The 22,547-nt window shown below is 68.3% G+C and carries 24 protein-coding genes; 18 read left to right on the top strand and 6 right to left on the bottom strand.

What is annotated here, in order from left to right; genetic code table 11:
• The first annotated feature begins 68 nt into the window (after nt 1-68).
• On the top strand, nt 69-1,148 hold the full coding sequence (gene prfA / locus ACQ3HE_RS13910) for a peptide chain release factor 1 (protein WP_071262434.1): 1,080 nt from the start codon (nt 69-71) through the stop codon (nt 1,146-1,148).
• Nucleotides 1,149-1,213: 65 nt separating this feature from the next.
• Here the strand turns inward: prfA and ACQ3HE_RS13905 are convergent, their stop codons facing one another.
• The 3 genes from ACQ3HE_RS13905 to cysK form a co-directional block, all read right to left on the bottom strand.
• Entirely contained in the window at nt 1,214-2,770 is a 1,557-nt protein-coding gene (locus ACQ3HE_RS13905; RefSeq protein WP_079707201.1) for an ABC-F family ATP-binding cassette domain-containing protein, read from the bottom strand.
• A gap of 92 nt (nt 2,771-2,862) precedes the next feature.
• Entirely contained in the window at nt 2,863-3,429 is a 567-nt protein-coding gene (epsC, locus tag ACQ3HE_RS13900) for a serine O-acetyltransferase EpsC (protein ID WP_137243300.1), read from the bottom strand.
• Between the two features lie 9 nt (nt 3,430-3,438).
• The gene (gene cysK / locus ACQ3HE_RS13895; RefSeq protein WP_064295302.1) at nt 3,439-4,377 is read right to left on the bottom strand and encodes a cysteine synthase A; all 939 of its coding nucleotides are present in this window, start codon (nt 4,375-4,377) and stop codon (nt 3,439-3,441) included.
• A gap of 163 nt (nt 4,378-4,540) precedes the next feature.
• On the opposite strand from cysK, the gene prmC reads away from it, so the two are divergent.
• Nucleotides 4,541-5,449 (top strand): peptide chain release factor N(5)-glutamine methyltransferase, encoded by a 909-nt coding sequence (gene prmC / locus ACQ3HE_RS13890; protein WP_430893177.1) that lies wholly within the window; start codon nt 4,541-4,543, stop codon nt 5,447-5,449.
• Nucleotides 5,450-5,630: 181 nt separating this feature from the next.
• On the opposite strand, the gene ACQ3HE_RS13885 is transcribed toward prmC, so the two are convergent.
• Entirely contained in the window at nt 5,631-6,269 is a 639-nt protein-coding gene (locus ACQ3HE_RS13885; protein ID WP_240044036.1) for an HAD-IA family hydrolase, read from the bottom strand.
• Between the two features lie 125 nt (nt 6,270-6,394).
• Here ACQ3HE_RS13885 and ACQ3HE_RS13880 point away from each other — a divergent pair, with 125 nt between their 5' ends.
• The 16 genes from ACQ3HE_RS13880 to ACQ3HE_RS13805 all read left to right on the top strand — a co-directional run bounded on the left by ACQ3HE_RS13880 (nt 6,395) and on the right by ACQ3HE_RS13805 (nt 21,369).
• Nucleotides 6,395-7,192: a glycosyltransferase gene (locus ACQ3HE_RS13880; protein ID WP_191941410.1), complete on the top strand. Its 798-nt coding sequence runs from the start codon at nt 6,395-6,397 to the stop codon at nt 7,190-7,192.
• A complete protein-coding gene (locus ACQ3HE_RS13875; protein ID WP_430893176.1) occupies nt 7,189-8,160 on the top strand; it encodes an NAD-dependent epimerase/dehydratase family protein in 972 nt (323 codons plus the stop codon). The genes ACQ3HE_RS13880 and ACQ3HE_RS13875 overlap by 4 nt, the downstream gene beginning before the upstream one ends.
• Before the next feature lie 12 nt (nt 8,161-8,172).
• Nucleotides 8,173-9,993, top strand: coding sequence for a polysaccharide biosynthesis protein (locus ACQ3HE_RS13870; RefSeq protein WP_124769589.1), 1,821 nt, complete (start codon nt 8,173-8,175; stop codon nt 9,991-9,993).
• Nucleotides 9,990-10,976: an MraY family glycosyltransferase gene (locus tag ACQ3HE_RS13865; protein WP_430893175.1), complete on the top strand. Its 987-nt coding sequence runs from the start codon at nt 9,990-9,992 to the stop codon at nt 10,974-10,976. Before ACQ3HE_RS13870 ends, ACQ3HE_RS13865 begins: the two co-directional genes overlap by 4 nt.
• Nucleotides 10,977-11,049: 73 nt before the next feature.
• A complete protein-coding gene (locus ACQ3HE_RS13860; protein ID WP_079707193.1) occupies nt 11,050-11,718 on the top strand; it encodes an L-threonylcarbamoyladenylate synthase in 669 nt (222 codons plus the stop codon).
• The gene (locus ACQ3HE_RS13855; RefSeq protein ID WP_079707192.1) at nt 11,715-12,980 is read left to right on the top strand and encodes an MraY family glycosyltransferase; all 1,266 of its coding nucleotides are present in this window, start codon (nt 11,715-11,717) and stop codon (nt 12,978-12,980) included. The genes ACQ3HE_RS13860 and ACQ3HE_RS13855 overlap by 4 nt, the downstream gene beginning before the upstream one ends.
• On the top strand, nt 12,977-13,462 hold the full coding sequence (locus tag ACQ3HE_RS13850) for a Cg1360 family ATP-synthase-associated protein (protein WP_085513235.1): 486 nt from the start codon (nt 12,977-12,979) through the stop codon (nt 13,460-13,462). The genes ACQ3HE_RS13855 and ACQ3HE_RS13850 overlap by 4 nt, the downstream gene beginning before the upstream one ends.
• A gap of 275 nt (nt 13,463-13,737) precedes the next feature.
• Nucleotides 13,738-14,517: a F0F1 ATP synthase subunit A gene (gene atpB / locus ACQ3HE_RS13845; protein WP_175117868.1), complete on the top strand. Its 780-nt coding sequence runs from the start codon at nt 13,738-13,740 to the stop codon at nt 14,515-14,517.
• Between the two features lie 46 nt (nt 14,518-14,563).
• A complete protein-coding gene (gene atpE, locus ACQ3HE_RS13840) occupies nt 14,564-14,797 on the top strand; it encodes an ATP synthase F0 subunit C (RefSeq protein WP_064295310.1) in 234 nt (77 codons plus the stop codon).
• A 30-nt stretch (nt 14,798-14,827) separates the two neighbouring features.
• On the top strand, nt 14,828-15,379 hold the full coding sequence (locus ACQ3HE_RS13835; protein WP_064295311.1) for a F0F1 ATP synthase subunit B: 552 nt from the start codon (nt 14,828-14,830) through the stop codon (nt 15,377-15,379).
• Entirely contained in the window at nt 15,379-16,176 is a 798-nt protein-coding gene (locus ACQ3HE_RS13830) for a F0F1 ATP synthase subunit delta (protein WP_159879195.1), read from the top strand. The genes ACQ3HE_RS13835 and ACQ3HE_RS13830 overlap by 1 nt, the downstream gene beginning before the upstream one ends.
• 109 nt (nt 16,177-16,285) lie before the next feature.
• Complete coding sequence (gene atpA, locus ACQ3HE_RS13825) at nt 16,286-17,914, top strand: F0F1 ATP synthase subunit alpha (protein WP_071262368.1); 1,629 nt, start codon at nt 16,286-16,288, stop codon at nt 17,912-17,914.
• Nucleotides 17,915-17,917: 3 nt separating this feature from the next.
• A complete protein-coding gene (locus tag ACQ3HE_RS13820; RefSeq protein WP_064295314.1) occupies nt 17,918-18,811 on the top strand; it encodes a F0F1 ATP synthase subunit gamma in 894 nt (297 codons plus the stop codon).
• Nucleotides 18,812-18,858: 47 nt separating this feature from the next.
• The gene (gene atpD, locus ACQ3HE_RS13815) at nt 18,859-20,325 is read left to right on the top strand and encodes a F0F1 ATP synthase subunit beta (RefSeq protein WP_064295315.1); all 1,467 of its coding nucleotides are present in this window, start codon (nt 18,859-18,861) and stop codon (nt 20,323-20,325) included.
• Nucleotides 20,326-20,327: 2 nt separating this feature from the next.
• A complete protein-coding gene (locus ACQ3HE_RS13810) occupies nt 20,328-20,603 on the top strand; it encodes a F0F1 ATP synthase subunit epsilon (RefSeq protein ID WP_064295316.1) in 276 nt (91 codons plus the stop codon).
• Nucleotides 20,604-20,607: 4 nt separating this feature from the next.
• Nucleotides 20,608-21,369 (top strand): YaaA family protein, encoded by a 762-nt coding sequence (locus ACQ3HE_RS13805; protein WP_430893174.1) that lies wholly within the window; start codon nt 20,608-20,610, stop codon nt 21,367-21,369.
• A gap of 10 nt (nt 21,370-21,379) precedes the next feature.
• Here the strand turns inward: ACQ3HE_RS13805 and ACQ3HE_RS13800 are convergent, their stop codons facing one another.
• Nucleotides 21,380-21,967 (bottom strand): DNA-3-methyladenine glycosylase I, encoded by a 588-nt coding sequence (locus tag ACQ3HE_RS13800; protein WP_430893173.1) that lies wholly within the window; start codon nt 21,965-21,967, stop codon nt 21,380-21,382.
• The gene (locus ACQ3HE_RS13795; RefSeq protein ID WP_430893172.1) at nt 21,964-22,512 is read right to left on the bottom strand and encodes a methylated-DNA--[protein]-cysteine S-methyltransferase; all 549 of its coding nucleotides are present in this window, start codon (nt 22,510-22,512) and stop codon (nt 21,964-21,966) included. The genes ACQ3HE_RS13800 and ACQ3HE_RS13795 overlap by 4 nt, the downstream gene beginning before the upstream one ends.
• Nucleotides 22,513-22,547: the final 35 nt, after the last annotated feature.

The following is a 22,547-nucleotide window of genomic DNA, read 5'->3' as shown; positions in this document are numbered from 1 at the left end:
TCGGGAACGGGTGGGGTCGGTCCCGTTTCGCCCCCGGTGCCGCATGATGGTGATGAAGGAAGAGAACGATGTTCGAATCAGTTGAGACGCTCGTCGCCGAGCACAAGGATCTCCAGGATCAGCTCGCCGACCCGGCGGTCCACGCCGACCCCGCACGGTCGAAGAAGATCAACCGCCGCTACGCCGAGCTGTCGAAGATCATCGCGGCCTACCACACCTGGCAGGCGACGCAGGAGGACCTCGACGCCGCTCGAGAACTCGCCAAGGAGGACGAGGCGTTCGCCGAGGAGGTGCCGGTGCTCGAAGAGCTGCTGGTGACCAACCAGGAGAAGCTCCGCCGGCTGCTCATCCCGCGCGACCCCGACGACGGCCGCGACGTCATCATGGAGATCAAGGGTGGCGAAGGTGGCGCCGAGAGCGCGCTCTTCGCCGCCGACCTGCTCCGGATGTACCTGCACTACGCGGAGTCCAAGGGGTGGAAGACCGAGCTCCTCGAACGCACCGAGAGCGACCTCGGCGGCTACAAGGACGTCCAGGTGGCGATCAAGTCGAACGCGACCGACCCGTCGCAGGGGGTCTGGGCGCACCTCAAGTACGAGGGCGGCGTGCACCGCGTGCAGCGTGTGCCGGCCACCGAGTCCCAGGGCCGCATCCACACCTCCACGACGGGTGTCCTCGTCTTCCCCGAGGTCGATGAGCCGGAGGAGGTCGAGATCAGCCAGAACGACCTGAAGATCGACGTCTACCGGTCGAGCGGCCCCGGCGGTCAGTCGGTCAACACCACGGACTCCGCGGTGCGCATCACCCACCTGCCGACCGGCATCGTGGTGTCGATGCAGAACGAGAAGAGCCAGCTGCAGAACCGTGAGGCCGGTATGCGCGTGCTCCGCGCCCGCATCCTCGCGCGTCAGCAGGAGGAGCAGGCGGCACTCGACAGCGCGGCCCGCAAGACGCAGATCCGCACGATGGACCGCTCCGAGCGCATCCGCACCTACAACTTCCCCGAGAACCGGATCGCCGACCACCGGACCGGGTACAAGGCGTACAACCTCGACGGCGTCATGAACGGCGCGCTCGGGCCGATCATCGAATCGGCGATCACCGCCGACGAGGAGGCACGCCTGGCCGACATCGGCGACCAGGACTAGGACTCGGGAGCGCAGTCGTGGTCGTCATCCCGCTCGGATGACGACCACGACTGCGCTTTCGTCGTTCAGCCGATGCGCAGCCGCTTCGTCGCGACCTTGTCGGCGAAGAACCGGTCGTGGCTGACCACGACGATGGCGCCGGGGAAGTGCACGAGTGCGCGCTCCATCACCTGCGTGCTCGCGAGGTCCAGGTGGTTCGTCGGCTCGTCGAGGAGGAGCACCGAAGCTCCGGAGAGCAGGCACTGGGCCATGGCGACGCGGGCGCGCTGCCCACCCGAGAGCATGCCGATCTTCTGTTTGAGGTCGGCGTCGGAGAACTGGAACATGCCGAGGAAGCGGTTCACCGACTTCTTCGTCGCTGCGAAGGCGAGGCTGTCGGGCATGGCGCCGACGGCGTGCGCCACCGTGTCGGTGAGGTCCAGCTCGTCGACCATCTGGTTGTAGGACGCGTATCGGACCCCGCCGGTCCAGGTGACGTGACCGGCGTCGGGGCGTTCGTCGCCCTCGAGGATCCGGAGGAACGTGGACTTGCCCGCGCCGTTCGGTCCGTGGACGACGATGCGTTCGCGGCGGCCGATCTCGAGGTCGAGTCCGTCGAACAGCGTGTGCTCGCCGTAGGCCTTCGTGAGCCCCTGGATCCGGCAGAGCGTGTCCTTGATGTGCAGGCCGCCGTAGATGTCGGTGATGATGTCGTCGACCGGACGCGGCGGCCTGGCCTTCTTGATCTTCGCCAGCTGCGAGGAGAGGTCCTTCTTCCCGGCGGCCTTGGCCGCCTCGCGACGGTCCGAGATGCCCTCGGCCTCGAAGGCGAGCAGTTCGGACTCGTGGACGAACTGCGCCTCGAGGCTCTTGAGCCGGAACTGCTTCTGGACGACGTACTCGTCGAAGCTCCCGGGGTACTCGTGGAGGTGGAAGTTCTCGACCTCGACGATGCGTGTGACTACGGCGTCGAGGAAGGTCCGGTCGTGCGAGACGACGATCGCCGCGCCGCGGAACGAGCCGAACCAGGATTCGAGCCACTCGACCCCCGCGACGTCGAGGAAGTTCGTCGGCTCGTCGAGGAGCAGGACGTCCGGCCGCTCGAGGAGGATCTTCGCGAGCGCCGCGCGGTTGCGCCAACCACCGGAGAGTGAGTCGATGGGGAGCACGCGGCGCGCGGCGTCGAAGCCGAGCGTGGTGAGGGCGGTGTCGATGTGGCGCTGGTAGTCCCAGCCGTCTTGGCGCTCCATCTCCTCGAAGAGTTCGGCCTGCCGTTCGATGAGCTTCGTCATCCCGTCGAGGTCGTCCGGGTCGGCGGCGATCGCGGCGTCGATGGATGCGAGTTCCGCCTCGATGGCGTGGATGTGACCGAAGAGTCCCTCGAGGACCTCGGTGATGGTGGCGCTGCCGTCGAGCTCCGAGAACTGCGAGAAGTACCCGATCCGCGTCCCGTCCTCGATGGTGACCGTGCCAGAGTCCGGCTGGAGCTGGTCGAGGGCGAGCTTCAGGAGGGTGGACTTGCCGGAGCCGTTCCGGCCGATGAGCCCGACCCGGTCGCCTGGCTCGAGCCGGAAGAAGACGTCGCGGAGTACCGGGCGCTCCTCGAACCGGACGGTGACGTCGTGCAGGCGGATGAGACTCATGGGGACCTCTCGAGGAACGGGGATGCGGGTGGGATGCGGGAGATCGTCGTCCGGGGGAGGCGTGGACGACGGACCGCCCCACCTCGCGCGGATCAGATGTGGTACTCGGGATCGAGCAACGCGAGACCGTGCGTGCCGCTCCCGCGCGGGCGCTCGACCGCCGGGACGCCGAGCAGCAGGCTGCGGGGTGGGCAGGCCTTGGTGACGACGGCGTTCGCGCCGACGATGGTCCCCGCACCGATCAGGATGGGCCCGAGGATCTTCGCCCCGGCGCCGACGGCGACGCCGTCACCGATCGTCGGGTGGCGCTTGCCGACGCCGCGGCTCTTCCCGCCGAGGGTCACGCCGTGGAAGATCATGACGTCGTCGCCCACCTCGGCCGTCTCGCCGATGACGACGCCCATGCCGTGGTCGATGAAGAACCGCCTGCCGATCCGGGCGCCCGGGTGGATCTCGATCCCGGTGAGGAACCGGGTGAACTGGGAGCCGAACCGGGCGAGGGTGCGGAAGCCGCGCCGCCACAGGCGATGGTGCAGCCGGTATGCCCAGACGGCATGCAGGCCGGAGTAGCTGAGCGCGATCTCGATGGTGCCGCGGGCCGCCGGATCGTGTGCGCGTGCGGCACCGATGTCCTCGCGGACCCGCGACAGCATTCCCATGCGTCGAGCCTAGTCGCGCAGGTCGTCGTACATCGTCGTCGACAGGTAGCGCTCGCCCGCGTCGGGGATGATGACGACGATGGTCTTGCCGGCCATCTCCGGACGGCGTCCGACCTCGAGGGCCGCCCACACCGCGGCGCCGGAGGACATGCCGCCGATGATGCCGTCGTCGGTCGCGAGGCGTCGTGCGGTCGCGTAGGCCGTGTCGGTCTCGACCGGGATGATCTCGCTGAACAACGAGGTGTCGAGGATGTCGGGCACGAAGTTCGGGCCGATGCCCTGGATCTTGTGTCCACCGGCGCGACCCTCGCTGAGCAGCGGGGAGTCCGCGGGTTCCACGGCGATGATCTGCACGTCGGGGTTGTGCTCGCGGAGCCAGCCGCCGACGCCGGTGATCGTCCCGCCCGTCCCGATGCCCGCGACGAACGCGTCGACCGTGCCGGCGGTGTCCTCCCAGATCTCGGGTGCGGTCGTCCGCCGGTGGATGGCGGGGTTCGCCTCGTTCTCGAACTGCCTGACCCAGACGGCACCGGGGTTCTCGGCGACGATGCGCTGCGCCTCCTGCACGGCGTTCGCCATCCCCTTCGTCGGATCGGTGAGGACGAGCTCGGCACCGTAGGCGCGGAGGAGGGTCCGGCGTTCCTTGCTCATCGAGGCGGGCATCGTGAGGATGACCCGGTAGCCCCGCGCGGCTCCCACGAGGGCGAGCGCGATGCCGGTGTTCCCGCTCGTCGACTCGACGATGGTCCCTCCGGGCTGCAGCTGGCCCGAGGCCTCCGCCGCATCGACGAGCGCGATGCCCAGGCGGTCCTTGACACTCGATCCGGGGTTGTAGAACTCCAGCTTCGCCAGGACGGTCGCACCGACACCCTCGGCGATACGGTTCAGACGGACGAGCGGGGTGCGGCCGTAGGCCTGGGTGATGTCGGTGTAGACGGTGCCGGTCACGGTGTTCCTCTTCCTCGAACGGGGCTCGGTTCAGCCTACGACCTGGTCGATCGGCGGGGTCCCGTGTGACGACGAGGGTTGCCGGCCCGCGGCCGCACCGAGGCGGTGGGGTAGGCTCGGTGCGGCCCACCCGACCAGGCCGCCCCAGATGATGACCTCGCTCATGCCCAGCACCCCTTCCGCCGCCGCCGCAGACACCCCGTCCGCCGGCCACCCTGCGACCGTCGAACTCGCGCGCCAGCACGCCGTCGAGATCCTCACCCGCGCGGCCGTGCCGTCACCCGACGTCGACGCCGAGCTGCTCCTCGGACACGTGCTCGGCCTCGGTCGCGGGGCCGTGCAGGCCGCGGCGATCACCGGCCGCGTGCTCGACGCCGAAGAGCGCACCGTGTTCGCCGAGCTGGTCGAGCGTCGGGCCGCGCGCGAACCGCTGCAGCACATCACCGGTCGCGCCGCGTTCCGTTCGATGGAACTCGCGGTCGGACCGGGCGTCTTCGTCCCGCGCCCCGAGACCGAGTCGGTCGTGCAGTTCGCGATCGACGCGCTCCGAGCCGTGCCGATCCCTCGGCCCATCGGCGTCGACCTCGGCACCGGCAGTGGAGCGATCGCGCTGGCGATGGCGACCGAGGTCCCGAACGCGGCGATCTACGCGACCGAGAACTCGGTCGAGGCGTTCATCTGGGCGAGACGGAACTTCGCCGAATCCGGTGCAGACAACGCCACCGTGGTCTTCGAGCACCTCGCCGACGCCTTTCACGAGCTCGACGGCTCGGTGGACGTCGTGATCTCGAACCCCCCGTACGTCCCGGACGACGCGATCCCGCGCGATCCCGAGGTGCGTCTCCACGACCCCTCGGCCGCGCTGTACGGCGGGCCGGACGGTCTCGACGTGGTGCGTCAGGTGTCCACCACCGCGCAGCGCCTGCTCCACCGGGGCGGCACGCTCATCATCGAGCACGGTGAACTCCAGGGGCAGGCCATCCGCGAGCTGCTCACGGCCGACGGCTGGCACGCTGCGGCGACGCACCGCGACCTCACCACCCGCGACCGCACCACCATCGCGATCCGCTGACCCGTCGTTGAGCCCGCGCTTCTCCGCTCCGTAGGCCCCTCTTCCGGTCCCTGAGCCTGTCGAAGGGCGAGTCCGAGCCGTGGATCCGCCGCCCTTCGACAAGCTCAGGGACCGATGGTTCGGTCCAGGGAGTCGTGGTTCGGTTCGGTGGCCGGTGGGACGCATCGCCCGGTGGGCCGAGTCAGGGTGTGGCCGCCACGAAGGCGTCGACCGCGGCGTCGAGTCCCGCGACGTCGAATGCGCCTGAGGCGTCCTTCGTCAGTTGGAACGCGTGCATCCCCACGGCCTCGGCGCCCGCGCAGTTGGCCGCGGAGTCGTCGATGAGCATGGTGCGGCCGGGTGCGACGCCGTACCGACTGAGCGCGCGGGTGTAGACACGGGGCTCGGGCTTCTCCGCTCCGAGGACGGCGGACACGAGGTCGTTCTCGCCGAGGAGGGCTGCGGCCTCGGGAGCCAGCTGCGCGAAGGAGTCCCGGAACGGGATCGGATTGTTCGACAGCAGGGAGACCGTGCCGAGGGTCGCGGCACGGGCGAGGGTGGCCAGGACGCCGGGAACCGGCGTCATCGCCGCCGCGCGGGCCTCGCGCCACTCCTCGAGGGACAGCGGGTATCCGGTGACCTCGGCGAACACCGCCAGATAGTCGTCGCTGGTGGGGTACTCACCGATGTTGGCCGCGGCCTCGTGGCCGCCGACCCACCATTGCTTCGCGAGCCGATACTGGCTCACGCCTGTCAACCGGGAGAGCGCCGGGAGGCGTTTCCGGAAGTCGTAGTCGTACAGGGTCTTGTCGCAGTCGAAGAAGAACACACGCTCTGGCACCACTCCAGTATGCGGCCTTGGGCTCCCAGGACCGGACGCGGGCAGCACGTAGACTGACCAGGCGCGTCGGGCCCACGTCCGTCGTGCCTCGGCGGTGCCGTCCCCGCCGCCGGAGAGGGTGAACCGTGGACCGTCCTGTGACCGCCTGCATCGTCATGTACCGGAACGATCGCGACAAGCTGCGTGCGGCCATCGACTCGACCCTCGGGAGCCCGCTCGTCGAGACGCTGTACCTCGTCGACAACTCGCCGACGGACGAGCTCCGCGACCTCGTGGCCGACCCGCGGGTCGAGTACCTGCACAACCCCTCGAACCCCGGCTTCGGCGCCGCCCACAACCTCGCGATCGCGAAGGTCCTCGGGCGTTCGAAGTTCCACATGGTGGTCAACCCGGACGTGTACTTCGAGCCGGAGGCGATCGAGCAGCTCCACGAGTTCATGCTCGAGCACCCCGAGGTCGGGCACGTCATGCCGAAGGTGCTGTACCCCGACGGATCCCTCCAGTACCTGGTGAAGCGGAACCCCTCCGTCTTCGACCTGTTCGCCCGCCGGTTCCTGCCCGGTCCGCTGAAGCCGCTCGTCGCGAAGCGCATGGCCCGCTACGAGTACCGCGACATCGACGAGAACCCGGCGCACGACTACAACAAGACGATGTTCGACGTGCCCTACCTCTCGGGGTGCTTCATGTTCCTCCGGACCTCGACCCTGCACCGCGTCGGCTTCTTCGACGAGCGGATCTTCATGTACATCGAGGACGCCGACCTCACCCGACGCTTCCTCCAGGTGTCCCGGACCGCGTACTACCCCGGGGCGACGATCCACCACCACTTCGCGAAGGGTTCGCATCACAACCGGAAGCTGATGTGGTACTCGATCCAGGGGGCGTTCGTGTACTTCCGCACGTGGGGATGGTTCGGACGATGAGCCGGGTGCTCGTGACCGGTGCGACCGGCTTCATCGGGACGAACCTCGTCCCCGTCCTCGAGGCGGCCGGCCACGAGGTCGTGCCGTTCTCATTGCGCGGGTGGACGGGGGAGCCCTTCCCGGCGGACGTCGACGTCGTGGTGAACCTCGCCGGGAAGGCGCACGACCTCGACGGCACCGCCTCTCCCGAGGTGTATCGCCGGATCAACACCGACCTCGCCGAACGCGCGTACGTCGCCTTCCTCGCGTCGGACGCCACCACCTTCATCCAGCTGAGCAGCGTCGCCGCGGTCAACGAGGCGACGGTCGACGGCGTGCTCGACGAGTCCGCCGAGCCCCACCCGGTGACCCCGTACGGGAAGTCGAAGCTCGCGGCAGAGCGGCTCCTGCTCGCCGTCGAACCGCCCGCCGGTCGCCGGACGGTCGTCCTCCGTCCGACGATGGTGCACGGGCCGGGGGACAAGGGCAACCTGCGCCTCCTGTTCGGTCTGCTGTCCCGCGGTATCCCGTACCCGCTCGACGCCTTCCGCAACGAGCGCAGCTTCGTGTCGATCCAGAACCTCACGTGGGCGATCACGAGCATCATCGACACGCCAGCCGTCACGACGGGTGTCTACCTCGTCGCCGACGACGAGCCCGTGTCGACGGGGCACCTCGTCACCCTCATCGCCGAGGTCACCGGTCGCCGGGTCCGTCGCCTGGCGCTCCCACCGGCCCTCGTGCGGTTGGCGGCCGCCGTCGGCGATCGCGTCCCCGCCGTGCCGCTCAACTCCGGGCGTCTCGCGAAGCTCACCGAGGACTACCGCGTCTCCGGAGCCCGACTGCTCGGTGCACTGGGGCACGAGCGCATGCCGACGGCGACGGACGACGGTCTCCGGTCCTCGATCGAAGCCCTCGCGGCGGAGCGCGGTGCGCCCGGCCCCGACGCGCAGTCCGTGCGCAGCCAACGCGAAGCCGGCGATCGGTAGGATCGACACGTTATGACCTCCACGCTCCCCGACGCCCCCCGTAGATGGACGCAGGCGCCCGGTCCTCGTTTCGCCGCGAAGACCGCCCTCGACGCACTGTGCTGGGTGCTCGCCATCGTGGTCGCCCAGCTCGTCCGGTTCGAGCTCGAGTACGAGCGCGTGGCCCTCGTGGGGACGGTCCTCCTGTGCGTCATCGCCGTGGTCGCCCAGCTCATCGTGGCCTACCTGTGGAGCTACTACCACGGCCTGCACAGCTTCGGCAGCTTCTACGAGGCGAAGCAGCTCATCGTCGTCGCGCTGATCGTCACCGCGATCCTCATCGCGGTCAACGCGGTGTTCGGCGTCGCGTGGGGGGTTCCACGGTCCACGACGGTGATCGCGTTCCCGTTCGCGATCGTCTTCATGGGCATCACGCGGTACATCAAGCGCCTCTTCGTCGACAGCCGCAGTCGGCCGATCGAGGCGCAGCGCGTGCTCGTCTACGGAGCCGGTGCGCTGGGGATGTCGATCATCCCTCGGCTCATGCGCGACCCGCAGTCGCCCTACCTCCCGGTGGGCGTCATCGACGACGACCCGTCGAAGCGCAACTTCCGCATCGCCTCGGTCGCCGTGGTCGGCACGGGAGCCGACCTGGTGGCGGCCGTCAAGCGCACCGGTGCGCAGGCACTCATCATCAGCATCGCGGACGTCGACAACGACTTCATCCGCCAGGTCAGTGAGCGAGCCGACGAGGCGAAGCTCCGGGTGCTCGTCGTGCCGCCCATCGACACGATGCTGGCTCCCGGGACGGGCGAGAGCGCGCCGAGCCTGCGCGACCTCAACGTCGAGGACTTCATCGGCCGCAACACCGTCGACCTGCAGGTCGAGAGCATCGCGGGGTACCTCACCGGTAAGCGCGTGCTCGTCACCGGTGCCGGCGGATCCATCGGCTCCGAGATCGCCCGGCAGGTCAACCAGTTCGGTCCGGCGGAGCTCGTCCTGCTCGACCGCGACGAGACGGGGCTCCACACCACACAGCTCTCGATCTCCGGACACGGTCTGCTCGACACCAAGGAGGTCGTGCTCGCCGACATCCGCGACCTCCCGTCACTCATGGAGATCTTCGAGGACCGCCGTCCCGACGTCGTGTTCCACGCGGCAGCGCTGAAGCACGCTCCGATGCTCGAGCAGTACCCCGACGAGGCCTGGAAGAACAACGTCCTCGGCACCCTGAACGTCCTCAACGCGGCGCGGGCGGTCGGCGTCGGCACCTTCGTCAACATCTCGACCGACAAGGCGGCGAACCCGACGACCGTCCTCGGGTACAGCAAGCGCATCGCCGAGAAGCTCACCGCATGGATGAGCGCCCAGGAGACCGACGCGCGGTACCTCTCGGTCCGGTTCGGCAACGTCATCGGCAGCCGCGGTTCCGCCATCCCGGCGTTCACCGCCCAGATCGAGGCCGGTGGCCCGGTCACGGTCACGCACCCCGACGTCACCCGCTTCTTCATGACGATCCCCGAAGCGTCGAAGCTCGTCATCCAGGCCGGCGCGATCGGCGACCCGGGCGAGGTCCTCATCCTCGACATGGGCCGTCCGGTCCGCATCCTCGACGTCGCCAAGCGCATGATCGCCGCGTCCGGCAAGGACGTCGAGATCGTGTACACCGGTCTCCGGCACGGCGAGAAGCTGCACGAGGTCCTCATCGACACCGACGAGATCGCCGACCGCTCGAAGCACCCGAAGGTCTCGCACACGCGGATCCAGCCGCTCGACCCGGCACTCCTCGACATCGCCGTCTGGCGGGAGACCATCGCCGACGAGGGCGCCGGCACCCACCACCTGGTGCAATGACGGTTGCCATCCTGGCGGGGGTGCTCGCGCTCGTCGTGAGCCTGCTGTCCCAGCTCGCCATCCGCCCGATCCTCCTCCGTCGGGCGGTCGTCGACACCCCGAACCACCGATCCATGCACGTCACCCCGACGATTCGCGGGGGAGGGATCGGGGTCGCGCTCGCGGTCGCCGTCGGTCTCGGCACGGCCGCTGTCCTGCTCCACAGTCTGCCGCTCTGGATCGTCGCCGCCGTGTCGATCGTGAACGCGGCCATCGGAGCCGTGGAGGACGTCCGCGGACTCCCCGTCCGGGTGCGCTTCGGCTTGCAGGTCGTGCTCGGACTCGTGGCGACCTGGGTGCTCGTCGTCTCGATGGCCGCGAGTTCCTGGTGGATCCCGCTCGGGATCGTGGCGCTCGTCGCCTACACGAACATCGCGAACTTCATGGACGGCGTCAACGGCATCTCCTCGATGCACGGCACGGTCGTCGGCGGGTTCTACGCCGGTCTCGGCGCCGTGGCCGGTCTCCCGGGCGTCACTGCAGCCGGCCTCGTCGTGGCGGCCGCGTTCCTCGGGTTCCTGCCGTGGAACCTCGCTCGGCGCCGGATGTTCCTGGGCGACGTCGGCAGCTACCTGCTCGGCGGTTCCCTCGTCGCGGTCGCCATCTACGCGGCCTTCAGCGGCATCTCCTTCGTCGCGCTGATCGGTCCGGTCCTCGTGTACGTCGCCGACACCGGCACGACGATCATCGCGCGCTGGAGGCGGGGGGAGCCGCTGCACGAGGCGCATCGCAGCCACGTGTACCAGCGTCTCGCCGCCGGCGGACTCGGCCACCTCGGGTCCACCGCCGTCGTCAGCGTCGCGACCCTCGCCACCGGGCTCCTCGGGGTGGTCGTCGCGACGGGCGCCTGGCCCTTCCAGGTCTTCGCCGTCCTCGGCATCCTGCTCGTCCTCGCCGTCTACCTGTGCCTGCCAAGACTGCTCGGAAGACGCCCGAGGCTATGATTGAGCGTCGTCACCCCGATCATCCGGCCGACTGATCACCGATCGGCGGCCCCGTTCAGCCAGGACCCACCACATGCCGCAGACCTTCGATTGCCAGGATCACGCGCAGCTGCTCGCCGGGATGCGCTTGGCACGGACGGCCCTGGCGAGGGGTGAGCTGGTCGTGCTCCCGACCGACACGGTCTACGGGGTGGCCGCCGACGCGTTCTCACCGGCCGCGGTGCAGCGCCTGCTCGACGCGAAGGGTCGGACCCGGCAGTCACCGCCGCCCGTCCTCGTGTCAGGTGTGAACACGCTCGAGGCCTTGGCGGCGTCCGTCCCGGATGCCGTGCACCGGCTCGTCGAGGCGTTCTGGCCCGGCGGCCTGACCATCGTGCTCGAGGCCCAGCCGTCGCTCGCCTGGGACCTCGGCGAGACCGCGGGCACGGTCGCGCTCCGGATGCCGTCGAACCCGGTGACCCTCGAACTCCTGCAGGACACCGGCCCGCTGGCGGTCTCCTCTGCGAACCTCACCGGCCGACCGGCCGCCACGTCCGCCGCTGCCGCGCTCGAGATGCTGGGCGACTCGGTCTCGGTCTACCTCGACGGCGGCGAGAGCGGCGAGCAGTCGTCGACGATCATCGACGCGACCCGACTCGGCACAGCCGACGAACGGATCGTCGTCCTGCGCGACGGAGCCGTCTCCCGCGAGGCGATCCGCGGCGTGGTGGGCGATCTGCTCCCCGAGCCGCGCGAACCATGAGCCAGTTCTCCGGGTACCTCATCGTGCTCGTCGTGAGCGCGGGCATCACCTTCGGCTTCGCCCACCTCGCGCGGCGGGTCGGCGTGAAGTACGGTCTCCACCCGCCGATCCGCGAACGCGACGTCCACCAGACGCCGACGCCGCGGCTCGGCGGGGTCGCGATGTTCATCGGCATCCTGGTCGCGTTCGGCGTGGCCTGGCAGCTGCCGTTCTTCGACCTCGTGTTCGCCGATCCGGAGCCGGTGCTGGCGATCCTCGGTGCCGCCCTGTTCATCGTCGGGATCGGCGTCGCCGACGACCTGTGGGACCTCGACTGGATGATCAAGCTCGCCGCGCAGTTCATGGCGGCAGGGCTCGTCGCCTGGCTCGGTGTGCAGATCTACTCCTTGCCCATCGGTGGCCTGACGGTCGGCTCGTCGTGGGTGTCCTTCTCGATGACGGTCTTCGCCATCGTGCTCGTGATGAACGCGATCAACTTCGTCGACGGGCTCGACGGGCTCGTCGCCGGTGTCGCCGTCATCGCGAACACCGTGTTCTTCGTCTACACCCAGCTGCTCGTGACCTCCACCGGGGCGAGCGACTACTTCAACCTGGCCTCGCTGATCGCCGCGATCCTCGTCGGTGCGTGCCTCGGCTTCCTCCCGCTCAACTGGCACCCCGCCCGATTGTTCATGGGCGACGCCGGCGCCCTGCTCGTCGGGCTGCTCATGGCGACCTCCGCAGCCGCCGTGACCGGCCAGGTCGACCCGGCCGCCCTCGGCCGCACGCAACTGTTGCCCGCGTTCATCCCGATCCTGCTGCCGTTCGCCATCCTCGTCGTGCCGCTCGCCGACTTCGTCCTGGCCGTCCTCCGTCGTCTCCGCGCCGGAAAGTCACCGTTCAGCGCCGACCGGATGCACCTCCACCACCGGCTGCTCGACCTCGGTCACAGCCAGGTGCACGCCGTCCTCATCTTCTACGGCTGGACGGTCGTCATCTCCGTCGGATGCCTGGCGTTCTTCGCTGCCCCGACGTGGCTGGCCGTCCTCTTCGTCTCCGTGGGGGTCGTCACCTGCACGGCGTTCACCCTCCTGCCGATCGGTCGCCGCAGGCGGGCCGACCGGCTCGCGCAGCGCGTTGCCACCGGCACGGAGGGCGCTCCCGGGTCCGCGCTGTACGATCGGCTCGACGAGGCCTCCGGGCAGCGCGACCCCGAGGCGCCCGTGAGCGGCGACACCCTCGACACCCTCGACTCTCTCGCCAAGAAGGACCAGCACCCATGACTCCTCCCGCCCAGGCCGGCTCGCACGCGAGCGCCAACCGGGTCTTCCGCACGGCACTCCGGTACAGCGCGCTCCTCGCGCTCGTGATCGCCGTCGTCGGGGGAGTGGTCGGCTGGAGCGTCGACGGTTCCCGCGGGCTGACGAGTGCGCTCATCGGCACCGCGATGGCGCTCGTGTTCCTCGGCATCACCTCGGTGAGCATCCTCTTCGCCAACCGCTGGTCCGGCCAGGAGTTCTTCGTCGGCATCCTGTTCGGGGTGGTGATGGGCAGCTGGCTCGTGAAGTTCGTCATCTTCCTCGTGCTCGGCTTCATCCTGAAGGACCAGCCGTGGGTCAACGCACCGATCCTGTTCGGGAGCGTCATCGTGGGTGTCGTCGGATCGCTCGTGATCGACGCCGTCGTGGCTGCGAAGGTGCGGGTGCCCTACGTCTCGGACGACATCCTCCCGAAGGCGTCGCCGCAGGACTCCGACCAGGGCTGACGCCGCAGTCGCAACGTGGTCGCGCGGGAGCATGCCGGAACCGGTATCCGAGGCGCAGCCGAGGTCGCGGCTCGGAATATAGCCGTGGAATACCACCCCTGGGTTCGTCGGGGCACGGTTTCCTTGCTAGACTCGTCAACGAATCCTCCCACTAGCACCGCTTCGGCGTGCGGCGAGGAGACATCCCCCCTGTTCGTCGCCGCGAGAGCTCTGCTCCACGCCCCCGAAACTGGAGATACGTGCTGTTCGCTAACGCCGTGCACCTGATCGCACCGATGGCCGCCGAAGATGGCGAGTTCCACGGTCCGTCGATCGACGAGTTCTTCCCCGACATCATCCTCTTCGAGGGCACGCCCTTCGCGATCAACCGGGTCATCCTGATCCGGTTCATCGCGGTGATCGCGCTCCTCCTGTTCTTCTGGCTGTCGACGCGCAAGATGCGCCTCGTCCCCGGCCGCGCACAGAGCCTCGCCGAGATGGGGCTCGGCTTCGTCCGCGTCAACATCGCGGAAGACCTGCTCGGCAAGAAGGACGGCCTCCGGTTCCTGCCGATCCTGACGACCATCTTCTTCATGGTCCTCGCGATGAACCTGACGGGCATCATCCCCGGGCTGAACCTGGCCGGTACCTCCGTCATCGGTGTCCCGCTGGTGCTCGCGCTGGTGTCCTACGTCACCTTCATCTACGCCGGTATCAAGAAGAGTCCGGGCAAGTTCTTCAAGAACTCCCTCTTCCCCTCCGGGGTGCCGTGGCCGGTGTACATCATCGTCACGCCGATCGAGCTCATCTCGACCTTCGTCATCCGCCCGCTCACGCTGACGCTCCGACTCCTCATGAACATGATCGTCGGGCACCTGCTCTTGGTCCTGTTCTTCGCGGCGACCCAGTTCTTCATCGTGAACCTCGGCGGATGGTTCGCCCTCATGGGCGTCGGGACGCTGGCCTTCGGCCTCGTCTTCACCCTCTTCGAGCTCCTGGTCGCAGTTCTCCAGGCGTACGTCTTCACCCTCCTCACCGCGGTCTACATCCAGCTCGCGGTCGCAGAAGAGCACTAATCGAGCCCGGCACCCGCCAGGTCTCACCCAACGGAAGGAAACAAACGTGGACGCAACTACCGTTCTCGCCGCCCTTGAAGGAAACATCGCGACGGTCGGTTACGGTCTCGCAGCCATCGGCCCCGCCATCGGTGTGGGTATCGTCGTCGGCAAGACGATCGAAGGCACCGCGCGTCAGCCCGAGCTGGGTGGTCGTCTCCAGGTCCTCATGTGGATCGGTATCGCCTTCACCGAGGCGCTCGCCTTCATCGGCATCGCGACCTACTTCATCTTCGTCTAAGCCCCCTTTCACATCTCCGAAGGAGGCAAGATGTTTGATGCAGTGATCATCGCTGCTGAAGAGGGCGCTCCAACGAACCCTCTCATCCCAGCGGTCTACGACATCGTCTGGTCTGCCGTCGTCTTCATCATCATCCTCGGCTTCTTCTGGAAGCTGGTCCTGCCCAAGGTGCAGAAGCTCCTCGACGACCGCGCAGCGGCCATCGAGGGCAACATCGCCAAGGCCGATGAAGCGCAGAAGCAGGCCGAAGCGGCGCTCGAGCAGTACAACGCTCAGCTCGCCGAGGCCCGTCAGGAAGCCGGCCGCATCCGCGAGCAGGCTCGTGTCGAGGGTCAGACGATCCTCGCCGAGCTCAAGGAGCAGGCCACGGTCGAAGCCGCTCGCGTCACCGCGAGCGCTCAGGCACAGATCGAAGCCGAGCGTCAGGCGGCCGTCGTGTCGCTGCGTGCCGAGGTCGGCACGCTCGCACTCGACCTCGCCAGTGGCGTCATCGGCGAGACGCTGAACGACGACGCGAAGGCCACGGCGGTCGTCGACCGGTTCCTCGCGGACCTCGAAGCGTCGGAGAAGGCAGCCAAGTAATGGGAAGCGCGACCAGAGAAGCACTCGCCTCGTCGAAGGAGGCCCTCGCCGCCCTCGGCGCCGGGGCCGATCTGGCCACCGCGGACGGACTGTTCGCAGCGGGCCGGGCCATCGGCGGCTCGAGCCACCTGAGCGCGGCGCTCAGCGACCCCGCAGCCGAGGCCGGTGCCAAGCGCACCGTCGTCGAGCGGATCTTCGGCACCCAGCTGAGCGCTCAGGCGCTCGGCCTGCTGCAGACCGTCGTCTCCGGCCGCTGGTCCAGCGAGGCCGACCTGCTCGCGGGCATCGAGGAGCTCGGCCTCCGGGCCGCCTCGATCTCCGCCGGCGCGCAGGGCGACATCGAGGCCGAGCTGTTCGAGTTCGGGAAGCTCGTGTCGAGCAACCACGAGCTCGAACTCGCGCTCAGCAGCAAGCTCGGCTCGTCCGCTGCGAAGGGCGCCCTCGCGGCGTCCCTCCTCGCGGGCAAGGCGAGCCCGCAGACCGTCAGCATCGTCGGTCAGCTCGTGCAGCAGCCGCGAGACCGTCGGATCGGAGAACTGCTCCGGTACGCATCAGGCATCGTCGCCGACCAGCAGGGCCTCGCGGTCGCCACGGTCACGGCAGCCGCACCGATCGAGGCGTCGCAGCTCCAGCGCCTCGAGCGCCACCTCGCCACGGCCTACGGCCGTCAGGTGAAGATCAACCAGGTGATCGACCCCGCCGTCGTCGGTGGACTGCGCGTGCAGCTCGGGGACGACGTCATCGACGGCAGCCTTGCTGCCCGACTGAACGACCTCCGTCTGCAACTGGCCGGATAACGGCCCGTGCAGCGCGGGGACCGGCCCGACGGTCTCCACAACTCAAGACGTTGATCCTGACGGATCGCACCTCTCGGAACCCCCGGGTTCCACAACCAAAAGGAACATGATGGCAGAACTCACGATCAGCCCAGACGAGATCCGGGATGCTCTCAAGGACTTCGTCAAGGCCTACGAGCCCGGCACCGCCGCGGCCACCGAGGTCGGACGCGTGATCGATGCCGCTGACGGCATCGCCCACGTCGAGGGCCTCCCGGGCGCCATGGCGAACGAGCTCCTCCGCTTCGCGAACGGCACCCTCGGCCTCGCGCTCAACCTCGACGAGCACGAGATCGGCGTCGTCGTCCTCGGTGAGTTCGACGAGATCGTCGAAGGCATGGACGTCACCCGCACGGGTGAGGTCCTCTCGGTCCCCGTCGGCGACGGCTACCTCGGACGTGTCGTCGACACGCTCGGCAACCCGATCGACGGCCTCGGCGAGATCGCCAGCACCGGCCGCCGCGCGCTGGAGCTCCAGGCTCCCGGCGTCATGCAGCGCAAGTCGGTGCACGAGCCGCTCCAGACCGGCATCAAGGCGATCGACGCCATGATCCCCGTCGGCCGTGGCCAGCGCCAGCTCATCATCGGCGACCGCCAGACCGGCAAGACCGCGATCGCGATCGACACCATCATCAACCAGAAGGCCAACTGGGAGTCGGGCGACGTCAACAAGCAGGTCCGCTGCATCTACGTCGCCATCGGCCAGAAGGGCTCGACCATCGCCTCCGTCAAGGGTGCGCTGGAAGAGGCCGGCGCGCTCGAGTACACGACGATCGTCGCTTCGCCTGCGTCCGACCCGGCCGGCTTCAAGTACCTCGCTCCGTACACCGGTTCGGCCATCGGCCAGCACTGGATGTACGAGGGCAAGCACGTCCTGATCATCTTCGACGACCTGTCGAAGCAGGCCGAGGCCTACCGTGCCGTCTCCCTCCTCCTCCGTCGTCCGCCGGGACGCGAGGCCTACCCGGGTGACGTCTTCTACCTGCACTCCCGTCTGCTGGAGCGTTGCGCGAAGCTGTCCGACGAACTCGGCGCCGGTTCGATGACGGGTCTGCCCATCATCGAGACCAAGGCGAACGACGTCTCGGCGTACATCCCGACCAACGTGATCTCGATCACCGACGGCCAGATCTTCCTGCAGTCCGACCTCTTCAACTCCAACCAGCGCCCCGCGGTCGACGTCGGTATCTCCGTCTCGCGTGTCGGTGGTGACGCTCAGGTGAAGAGCATCAAGAAGGTCTCCGGAACGCTGAAGCTCGAGCTCGCGCAGTACCGCTCGCTCGAGGCGTTCGCGATGTTCGCCTCCGACCTCGACGCGGCCAGCCGCCGTCAGCTCGCCCGAGGCGCCCGCCTCACCGAGCTGCTCAAGCAGCCGCAGTACTCGCCGTACCCCGTCGAGGAGCAGGTCGTCTCGATCTGGGCCGGAACCAAGGGCAAGCTGGACGACGTCCCGGTCGAGGACGTCCTCCGCTTCGAGCGCGAACTGCTCGACTACCTGGGTCGGAACACCGAGGTCCTCACCACGCTGCGCGACACGAACGTGCTCGACGACGACACCGTCTCGAAGCTCGATGCCGCTGTCGACCAGTTCAAGCTCGAGTTCCAGACGGGCGAGGGCGCTGCCCTCGGTTCGGAGCAGGTCGAGGAGCTCCCGGTTGAAGACGTCAACCAGGAGAAGATCGTGAAGGGTCGCCGCTAGTCCATGGGCGCTCAACTCCGGGTCTACACGCAGAAGATCAAGTCTGCGCAGACGACCAAGAAGATCACGAAGGCGATGGAGCTCATCGCCGCGTCGCGCATCCAGAAGGCGCAGGCGCGGGTGGCGGCTTCCGGACCCTATTCTCGTGCGATCACTCGTGCCGTGTCCGCCGTCGCGACGTACTCCAACGTCGACCACGTGCTCACGACCGAGCCGGAGAAGGTTGAGCGGGCTGCGGTCGTCGTGTTCGCATCCGACCGAGGCCTCGCCGGCGCCTTCAACTCGCAGGTCCTCCGTGAGGCCGCCGAGCTGACCGAGCTCCTGCGTAGCCAGGGTAAGGACGTCACGCACTACCTCGTGGGCCGGAAGGCCGTCGCCTACTTCACGTTCCGACGGATGCAGGCTGCAGGGGAGTGGGTCGGCAACACGGAGAACCCCGACTTCGCCACGGCGCAGGAGATCAGCGAGTCCATCCTCAAGGCGTTCCTCACGGACGCCTCCGAGGGTGGCGTCGACGAGATCCACATCGTCTACAACCGCCTCGTGAGCATGATGACGCAGACCCCCGAGGTCGTCCGTCTCCTGCCGCTCGAGGTCGTCGAAGGCGTCGAGGAGCCCACCGACACCGCTGTGCTGCCGCTGTACGAGTTCGAGCCGGATGCCGAGAGCGTGCTCGATGCACTGCTCCCGAACTACATCGAGAGCCGGATCTTCAACGCGCTGTTGCAGTCCTCCGCCGCGAAGCACGCCGCGACGCAGAAGGCGATGAAGTCGGCCAGCGACAACGCCGACAAGCTCATCACCGACTACACCCGCCTCCGCAACAACGCGAGGCAGGCCGAGATCACCCAGCAGATTTCCGAAATCGTTGGCGGCGCAGACGCGCTCTCGTCCTAGTCATCGCAACACGCACACGTATCTGTAGAGACAGAGAAGAGAAGAACATGACTCCCACCGCAACTGCCGAGCAGGGCGCTGCAGAGGTGAAGGCCGGCGCCGTCGGCCGCATCTCCCGCGTCACCGGCCCGGTCGTCGACATCGAGTTCCCGCACGACGCGATCCCGGGCATCTACAACGCCCTGAAGACCAGCGTCGTGATCGGCGAGCAGACGATGGTCCTCACGCTCGAGGTCGCACAGCACCTCGGCGACGACCTCGTGCGCGCCATCGCCCTGAACCCGACGGACGGCCTCGTCCGCGGCCAGGAGGTCACCGACACGGGTTCGCCCATCTCGGTGCCCGTCGGCGACGTCACCAAGGGCAAGGTCTTCAACGTCATCGGCGAGGTGCTCAACGCCGAGCCCGGCGAGCAGATCGAGATCACCGAGCGCTGGCCGATCCACCGCCAGCCGCCGTCGTTCGACCAGCTCGAATCGAAGACGCAGCTGTTCGAGACCGGCATCAAGGTCATCGACCTCCTGACGCCGTACGTCCTCGGTGGCAAGATCGGTCTCTTCGGTGGTGCCGGTGTCGGCAAGACCGTCCTCATCCAGGAGATGATCCAGCGCGTCGCGCAGGACCACGGTGGTGTGTCGGTGTTCGCCGGTGTCGGTGAGCGCACCCGTGAGGGCAACGACCTCATCCACGAGATGGAAGAGGCGGGTGTCTTCGAGAAGACGGCCCTCGTGTTCGGCCAGATGGACGAGCCGCCGGGAACGCGTCTCCGCGTCGCCCTCTCCGCGCTGACGATGGCGGAGTACTTCCGCGACGTCCAGAAGCAGGACGTGCTGCTCTTCATCGACAACATCTTCCGCTTCACCCAGGCCGGTTCCGAGGTGTCGACCCTGCTCGGTCGTATGCCGTCCGCCGTGGGGTACCAGCCGAACCTCGCAGACGAGATGGGTCTCCTCCAGGAGCGCATCACCTCGACGCGTGGTCACTCGATCACCTCGCTGCAGGCGATCTACGTCCCCGCCGACGACTACACCGACCCGGCACCGGCGACCACCTTCGCGCACCTCGACGCGACGACCGAGCTCTCCCGTGAGATCGCGTCGAAGGGTCTGTACCCGGCCGTCGACCCGCTGACCTCGACGAGCCGTATCCTCGACCCCCGCTACCTGGGTGCCGACCACTACCGCGTCGCCACCACGGTCAAGCAGATCCTCCAGAAGAACAAGGAACTGCAGGAGATCATCGCCATCCTCGGTGTCGACGAGCTCTCCGAGGAAGACAAGATCACGGTGTCGCGTGCGCGCCGGATCCAGCAGTTCCTCTCGCAGAACACCTACATGGCGAAGAAGTTCACCGGTGTCGAGGGTTCGACCGTTCCGCTCAAGGAGACGATCGAGTCGTTCGACGCCATCGCCAAGGGTGAGTTCGACCACGTGGCCGAGCAGGCCTTCTTCAACGTCGGTGCCATCTCCGACGTCGAAGAGAAGTGGGCTCAGATCCAGAAGGAGAACGGCTAGTCATGGCCTCCGCTCCTCTGACCGTGAGCGTCGTCGCGGCCGACCACGAAGTGTGGTCGGGCCCGGCACGCCAGTTGATCGCGAAGACCGTCGACGGCGAGATCGGTATCCTGCCCGGCCACGAGCCGATGCTGGCCATCCTCGCCGCCGGTGAGGTCCGTGTCACGCTCGAAGACGGCTCGAAGATCGTCGCGAACGCTGAAGACGGCTTCCTGTCGGTCGAGAACAACACCGTCACCGTCGTGGCCGGCAACGCCACGCTCGTGACCAGCTCCTGATTCGGTGCTGATCCTCCTTCCCCCTTCGGAGACGAAGCGGGACGGCGGCGACGGACGAGCCCTGGACACCGCCCTGCTGCGGTTTCCAGGGCTCTCCTCGTCCCGGAACGATTTAGTCGACGCCCTGGTGTCGCTCGCTGCCGATGAGACCGCGACGGTCAAGGCTCTGAAGCTCGGCCCCAAGCAGCTCGGTGAGGTCCAGCGCAACCGCGAGGCGGCGACGTCCGCGACGATGCCGGCGATCGACCGGTATACGGGGGTGCTGTACGACGCGCTCGAAGCAGCCACGCTCTCAGCGGACGCGCGACGCTTCGCCGCTGAGCACCTGGTCGTGCACTCGGCGTTGCTCGGCCCGGTCGGCGCGCTCGATGCCATTCCGGCCTATCGGCTCTCCCACGACTCCAGGCTCCCCGGGTTCGTCCTGAAACGTCACTGGGCGGTGCCGGTCGCGCGCGAGCTGGACGGCGTCCAGGGTGTCCTGTTGGACCTGCGCTCGGAAGGCTACGCGGCGCTCGGGCCGTTGCCGGATCGCGTCGGGGCCGTCTACCTACGCGTGCTCACGGTCGGCGACGACGGCAGACGCCGGGCGCTCAACCACTTCAACAAGCAGGGTAAGGGCCGGTTCACCCGCGCGCTCTTGGAGGCCGGTGTCGACCACCCTGATGTCGACTCGTTGCTCGACTGGGCGCGATCGACCGGATGGGTGCTCGACGTCCACGTCCGTGCCGACGACGGTCGGGTGACCGAGCTCGCCCTCGTCGTCTGACCCCTCCGGATCAGGGAGCGCTCTCGGAGCGCCAGCAGCCGACGAGGTGGTCGTCGACGAGCCCTCCGGACTGCATGAGGGCGTACATCGTCGTCGGGCCGACGAACCGGTAGCCGCGCTTCCGCAGGTGGGCGCTGAGCGCGGTGGACTCGGGGGTCACCGCGGGGACCTCGGTCCACTCGGCGAACCGCGCGGGCCGTGGCGGGGGAGCGAAGCTCCAGAGGAGCTCGTCCAGGTCATCGCCCAGCTCGAGGGCGGTGCGGGCATTGCCGATGACCGCGTTGATCTTCCCGCGGTGCCGGATGATCCGGGCGTCATCGAGCAGGCTCTCGACATCCGTCTCCGTCATGGCTGCGATGGCGTCGAGGTCGAAGCCGTGGAACCGTTCCCGGAAAGCCGGTCGCTTCCGGAGGATCGTGATCCAGGAGAGCCCGGCCTGGAACCCTTCGAGACTGATCTTCTCGAAGACCTGCCGCTGTCCGTGGAGCGGCACGCCCCACTCCTCGTCGTGATAGCGCTGGTACTCCGCGTCCGTCCCGGCCCAGGCGCAGCGGGTCAGGCCATCGGTGCCGACGATGGTCGGGGAGGCTGGACTCATCGGCGGTACGGGATCCCTTCGTGGTCGAGGAGCCAGCGTTTGGTGGCCGGTCCGTCCCCGCCAGAATAGCCCGTCACGATCCGCCCGGTTCCGAGGACGCGATGACACGGGATGAGGAGCGCGATGGTGTTCGCCCGAACCGCCTGGCCGGCCGCCCGGCCGCCCTGCGGGGCACCGGCCGCGGCCGCTAGGGCGCCGTACCCGATGGTGTCGCCGAACGGCACTTCGCCGAGCGCCGACCAGACCGCCTGCTGGAACGGCGTGCCGGTCGTGACGAGCGGGAGGTCGAACACGGTGCGTCGTCCGCGGAAGTACTCGTCGATCTGCTCCGCGGCGTCGAGGAGGACCGCGGTGGGGCGTTCGTCCACCCCGTCGAGTGGGAGTCGCCCGTGGTGCTCGAAGCGCACGGCTGAGACCGCGTCGTCGACGGAGCGGAGCTCGATCCGCCCCACCGGTGTCGGCATCCTGAGGAAGCCCTCGGCGGTCGGGTCGGCGATGACGGAGCAGGGGAGTACGGGATCGGTGATGGTGAGGTGTGTGATCATGCACCGAGCGTAGGAAGCCCGTGATCGGCGCGATG

The sequence above is a fragment of the Plantibacter auratus genome (assembly GCF_050587365.1).
In the GTDB taxonomy this organism is placed as follows: domain Bacteria; phylum Actinomycetota; class Actinomycetes; order Actinomycetales; family Microbacteriaceae; genus Plantibacter; species Plantibacter auratus.
Note: the sequence above shows the minus strand (reverse complement) of the source record. Positions and strands in the feature narration are given on the sequence as shown.

Coding starts and splice junctions, on each gene's coding strand:
- prfA (WP_071262434.1), top strand. CDS start 69: ATGTTCGAATCAGTTGAGACGCTCGTCGCCGAGCACAAGGATCTCCAG.
- ACQ3HE_RS13905 (WP_079707201.1), bottom strand. CDS start 2,770: ATGAGTCTCATCCGCCTGCACGACGTCACCGTCCGGTTCGAGGAGCGC.
- epsC (WP_137243300.1), bottom strand. CDS start 3,429: ATGGGAATGCTGTCGCGGGTCCGCGAGGACATCGGTGCCGCACGCGCA.
- prmC (WP_430893177.1), top strand. CDS start 4,541: ATGCCCAGCACCCCTTCCGCCGCCGCCGCAGACACCCCGTCCGCCGGC.
- ACQ3HE_RS13875 (WP_430893176.1), top strand. CDS start 7,189: ATGAGCCGGGTGCTCGTGACCGGTGCGACCGGCTTCATCGGGACGAAC.
- ACQ3HE_RS13870 (WP_124769589.1), top strand. CDS start 8,173: ATGACCTCCACGCTCCCCGACGCCCCCCGTAGATGGACGCAGGCGCCC.
- ACQ3HE_RS13865 (WP_430893175.1), top strand. CDS start 9,990: ATGACGGTTGCCATCCTGGCGGGGGTGCTCGCGCTCGTCGTGAGCCTG.
- ACQ3HE_RS13860 (WP_079707193.1), top strand. CDS start 11,050: ATGCCGCAGACCTTCGATTGCCAGGATCACGCGCAGCTGCTCGCCGGG.
- ACQ3HE_RS13855 (WP_079707192.1), top strand. CDS start 11,715: ATGAGCCAGTTCTCCGGGTACCTCATCGTGCTCGTCGTGAGCGCGGGC.
- ACQ3HE_RS13850 (WP_085513235.1), top strand. CDS start 12,977: ATGACTCCTCCCGCCCAGGCCGGCTCGCACGCGAGCGCCAACCGGGTC.
- atpB (WP_175117868.1), top strand. CDS start 13,738: ATGGCCGCCGAAGATGGCGAGTTCCACGGTCCGTCGATCGACGAGTTC.
- ACQ3HE_RS13835 (WP_064295311.1), top strand. CDS start 14,828: ATGTTTGATGCAGTGATCATCGCTGCTGAAGAGGGCGCTCCAACGAAC.
- ACQ3HE_RS13830 (WP_159879195.1), top strand. CDS start 15,379: ATGGGAAGCGCGACCAGAGAAGCACTCGCCTCGTCGAAGGAGGCCCTC.
- atpA (WP_071262368.1), top strand. CDS start 16,286: ATGGCAGAACTCACGATCAGCCCAGACGAGATCCGGGATGCTCTCAAG.
- ACQ3HE_RS13820 (WP_064295314.1), top strand. CDS start 17,918: ATGGGCGCTCAACTCCGGGTCTACACGCAGAAGATCAAGTCTGCGCAG.
- atpD (WP_064295315.1), top strand. CDS start 18,859: ATGACTCCCACCGCAACTGCCGAGCAGGGCGCTGCAGAGGTGAAGGCC.
- ACQ3HE_RS13810 (WP_064295316.1), top strand. CDS start 20,328: ATGGCCTCCGCTCCTCTGACCGTGAGCGTCGTCGCGGCCGACCACGAA.
- ACQ3HE_RS13800 (WP_430893173.1), bottom strand. CDS start 21,967: ATGAGTCCAGCCTCCCCGACCATCGTCGGCACCGATGGCCTGACCCGC.
- ACQ3HE_RS13795 (WP_430893172.1), bottom strand. CDS start 22,512: ATGATCACACACCTCACCATCACCGATCCCGTACTCCCCTGCTCCGTC.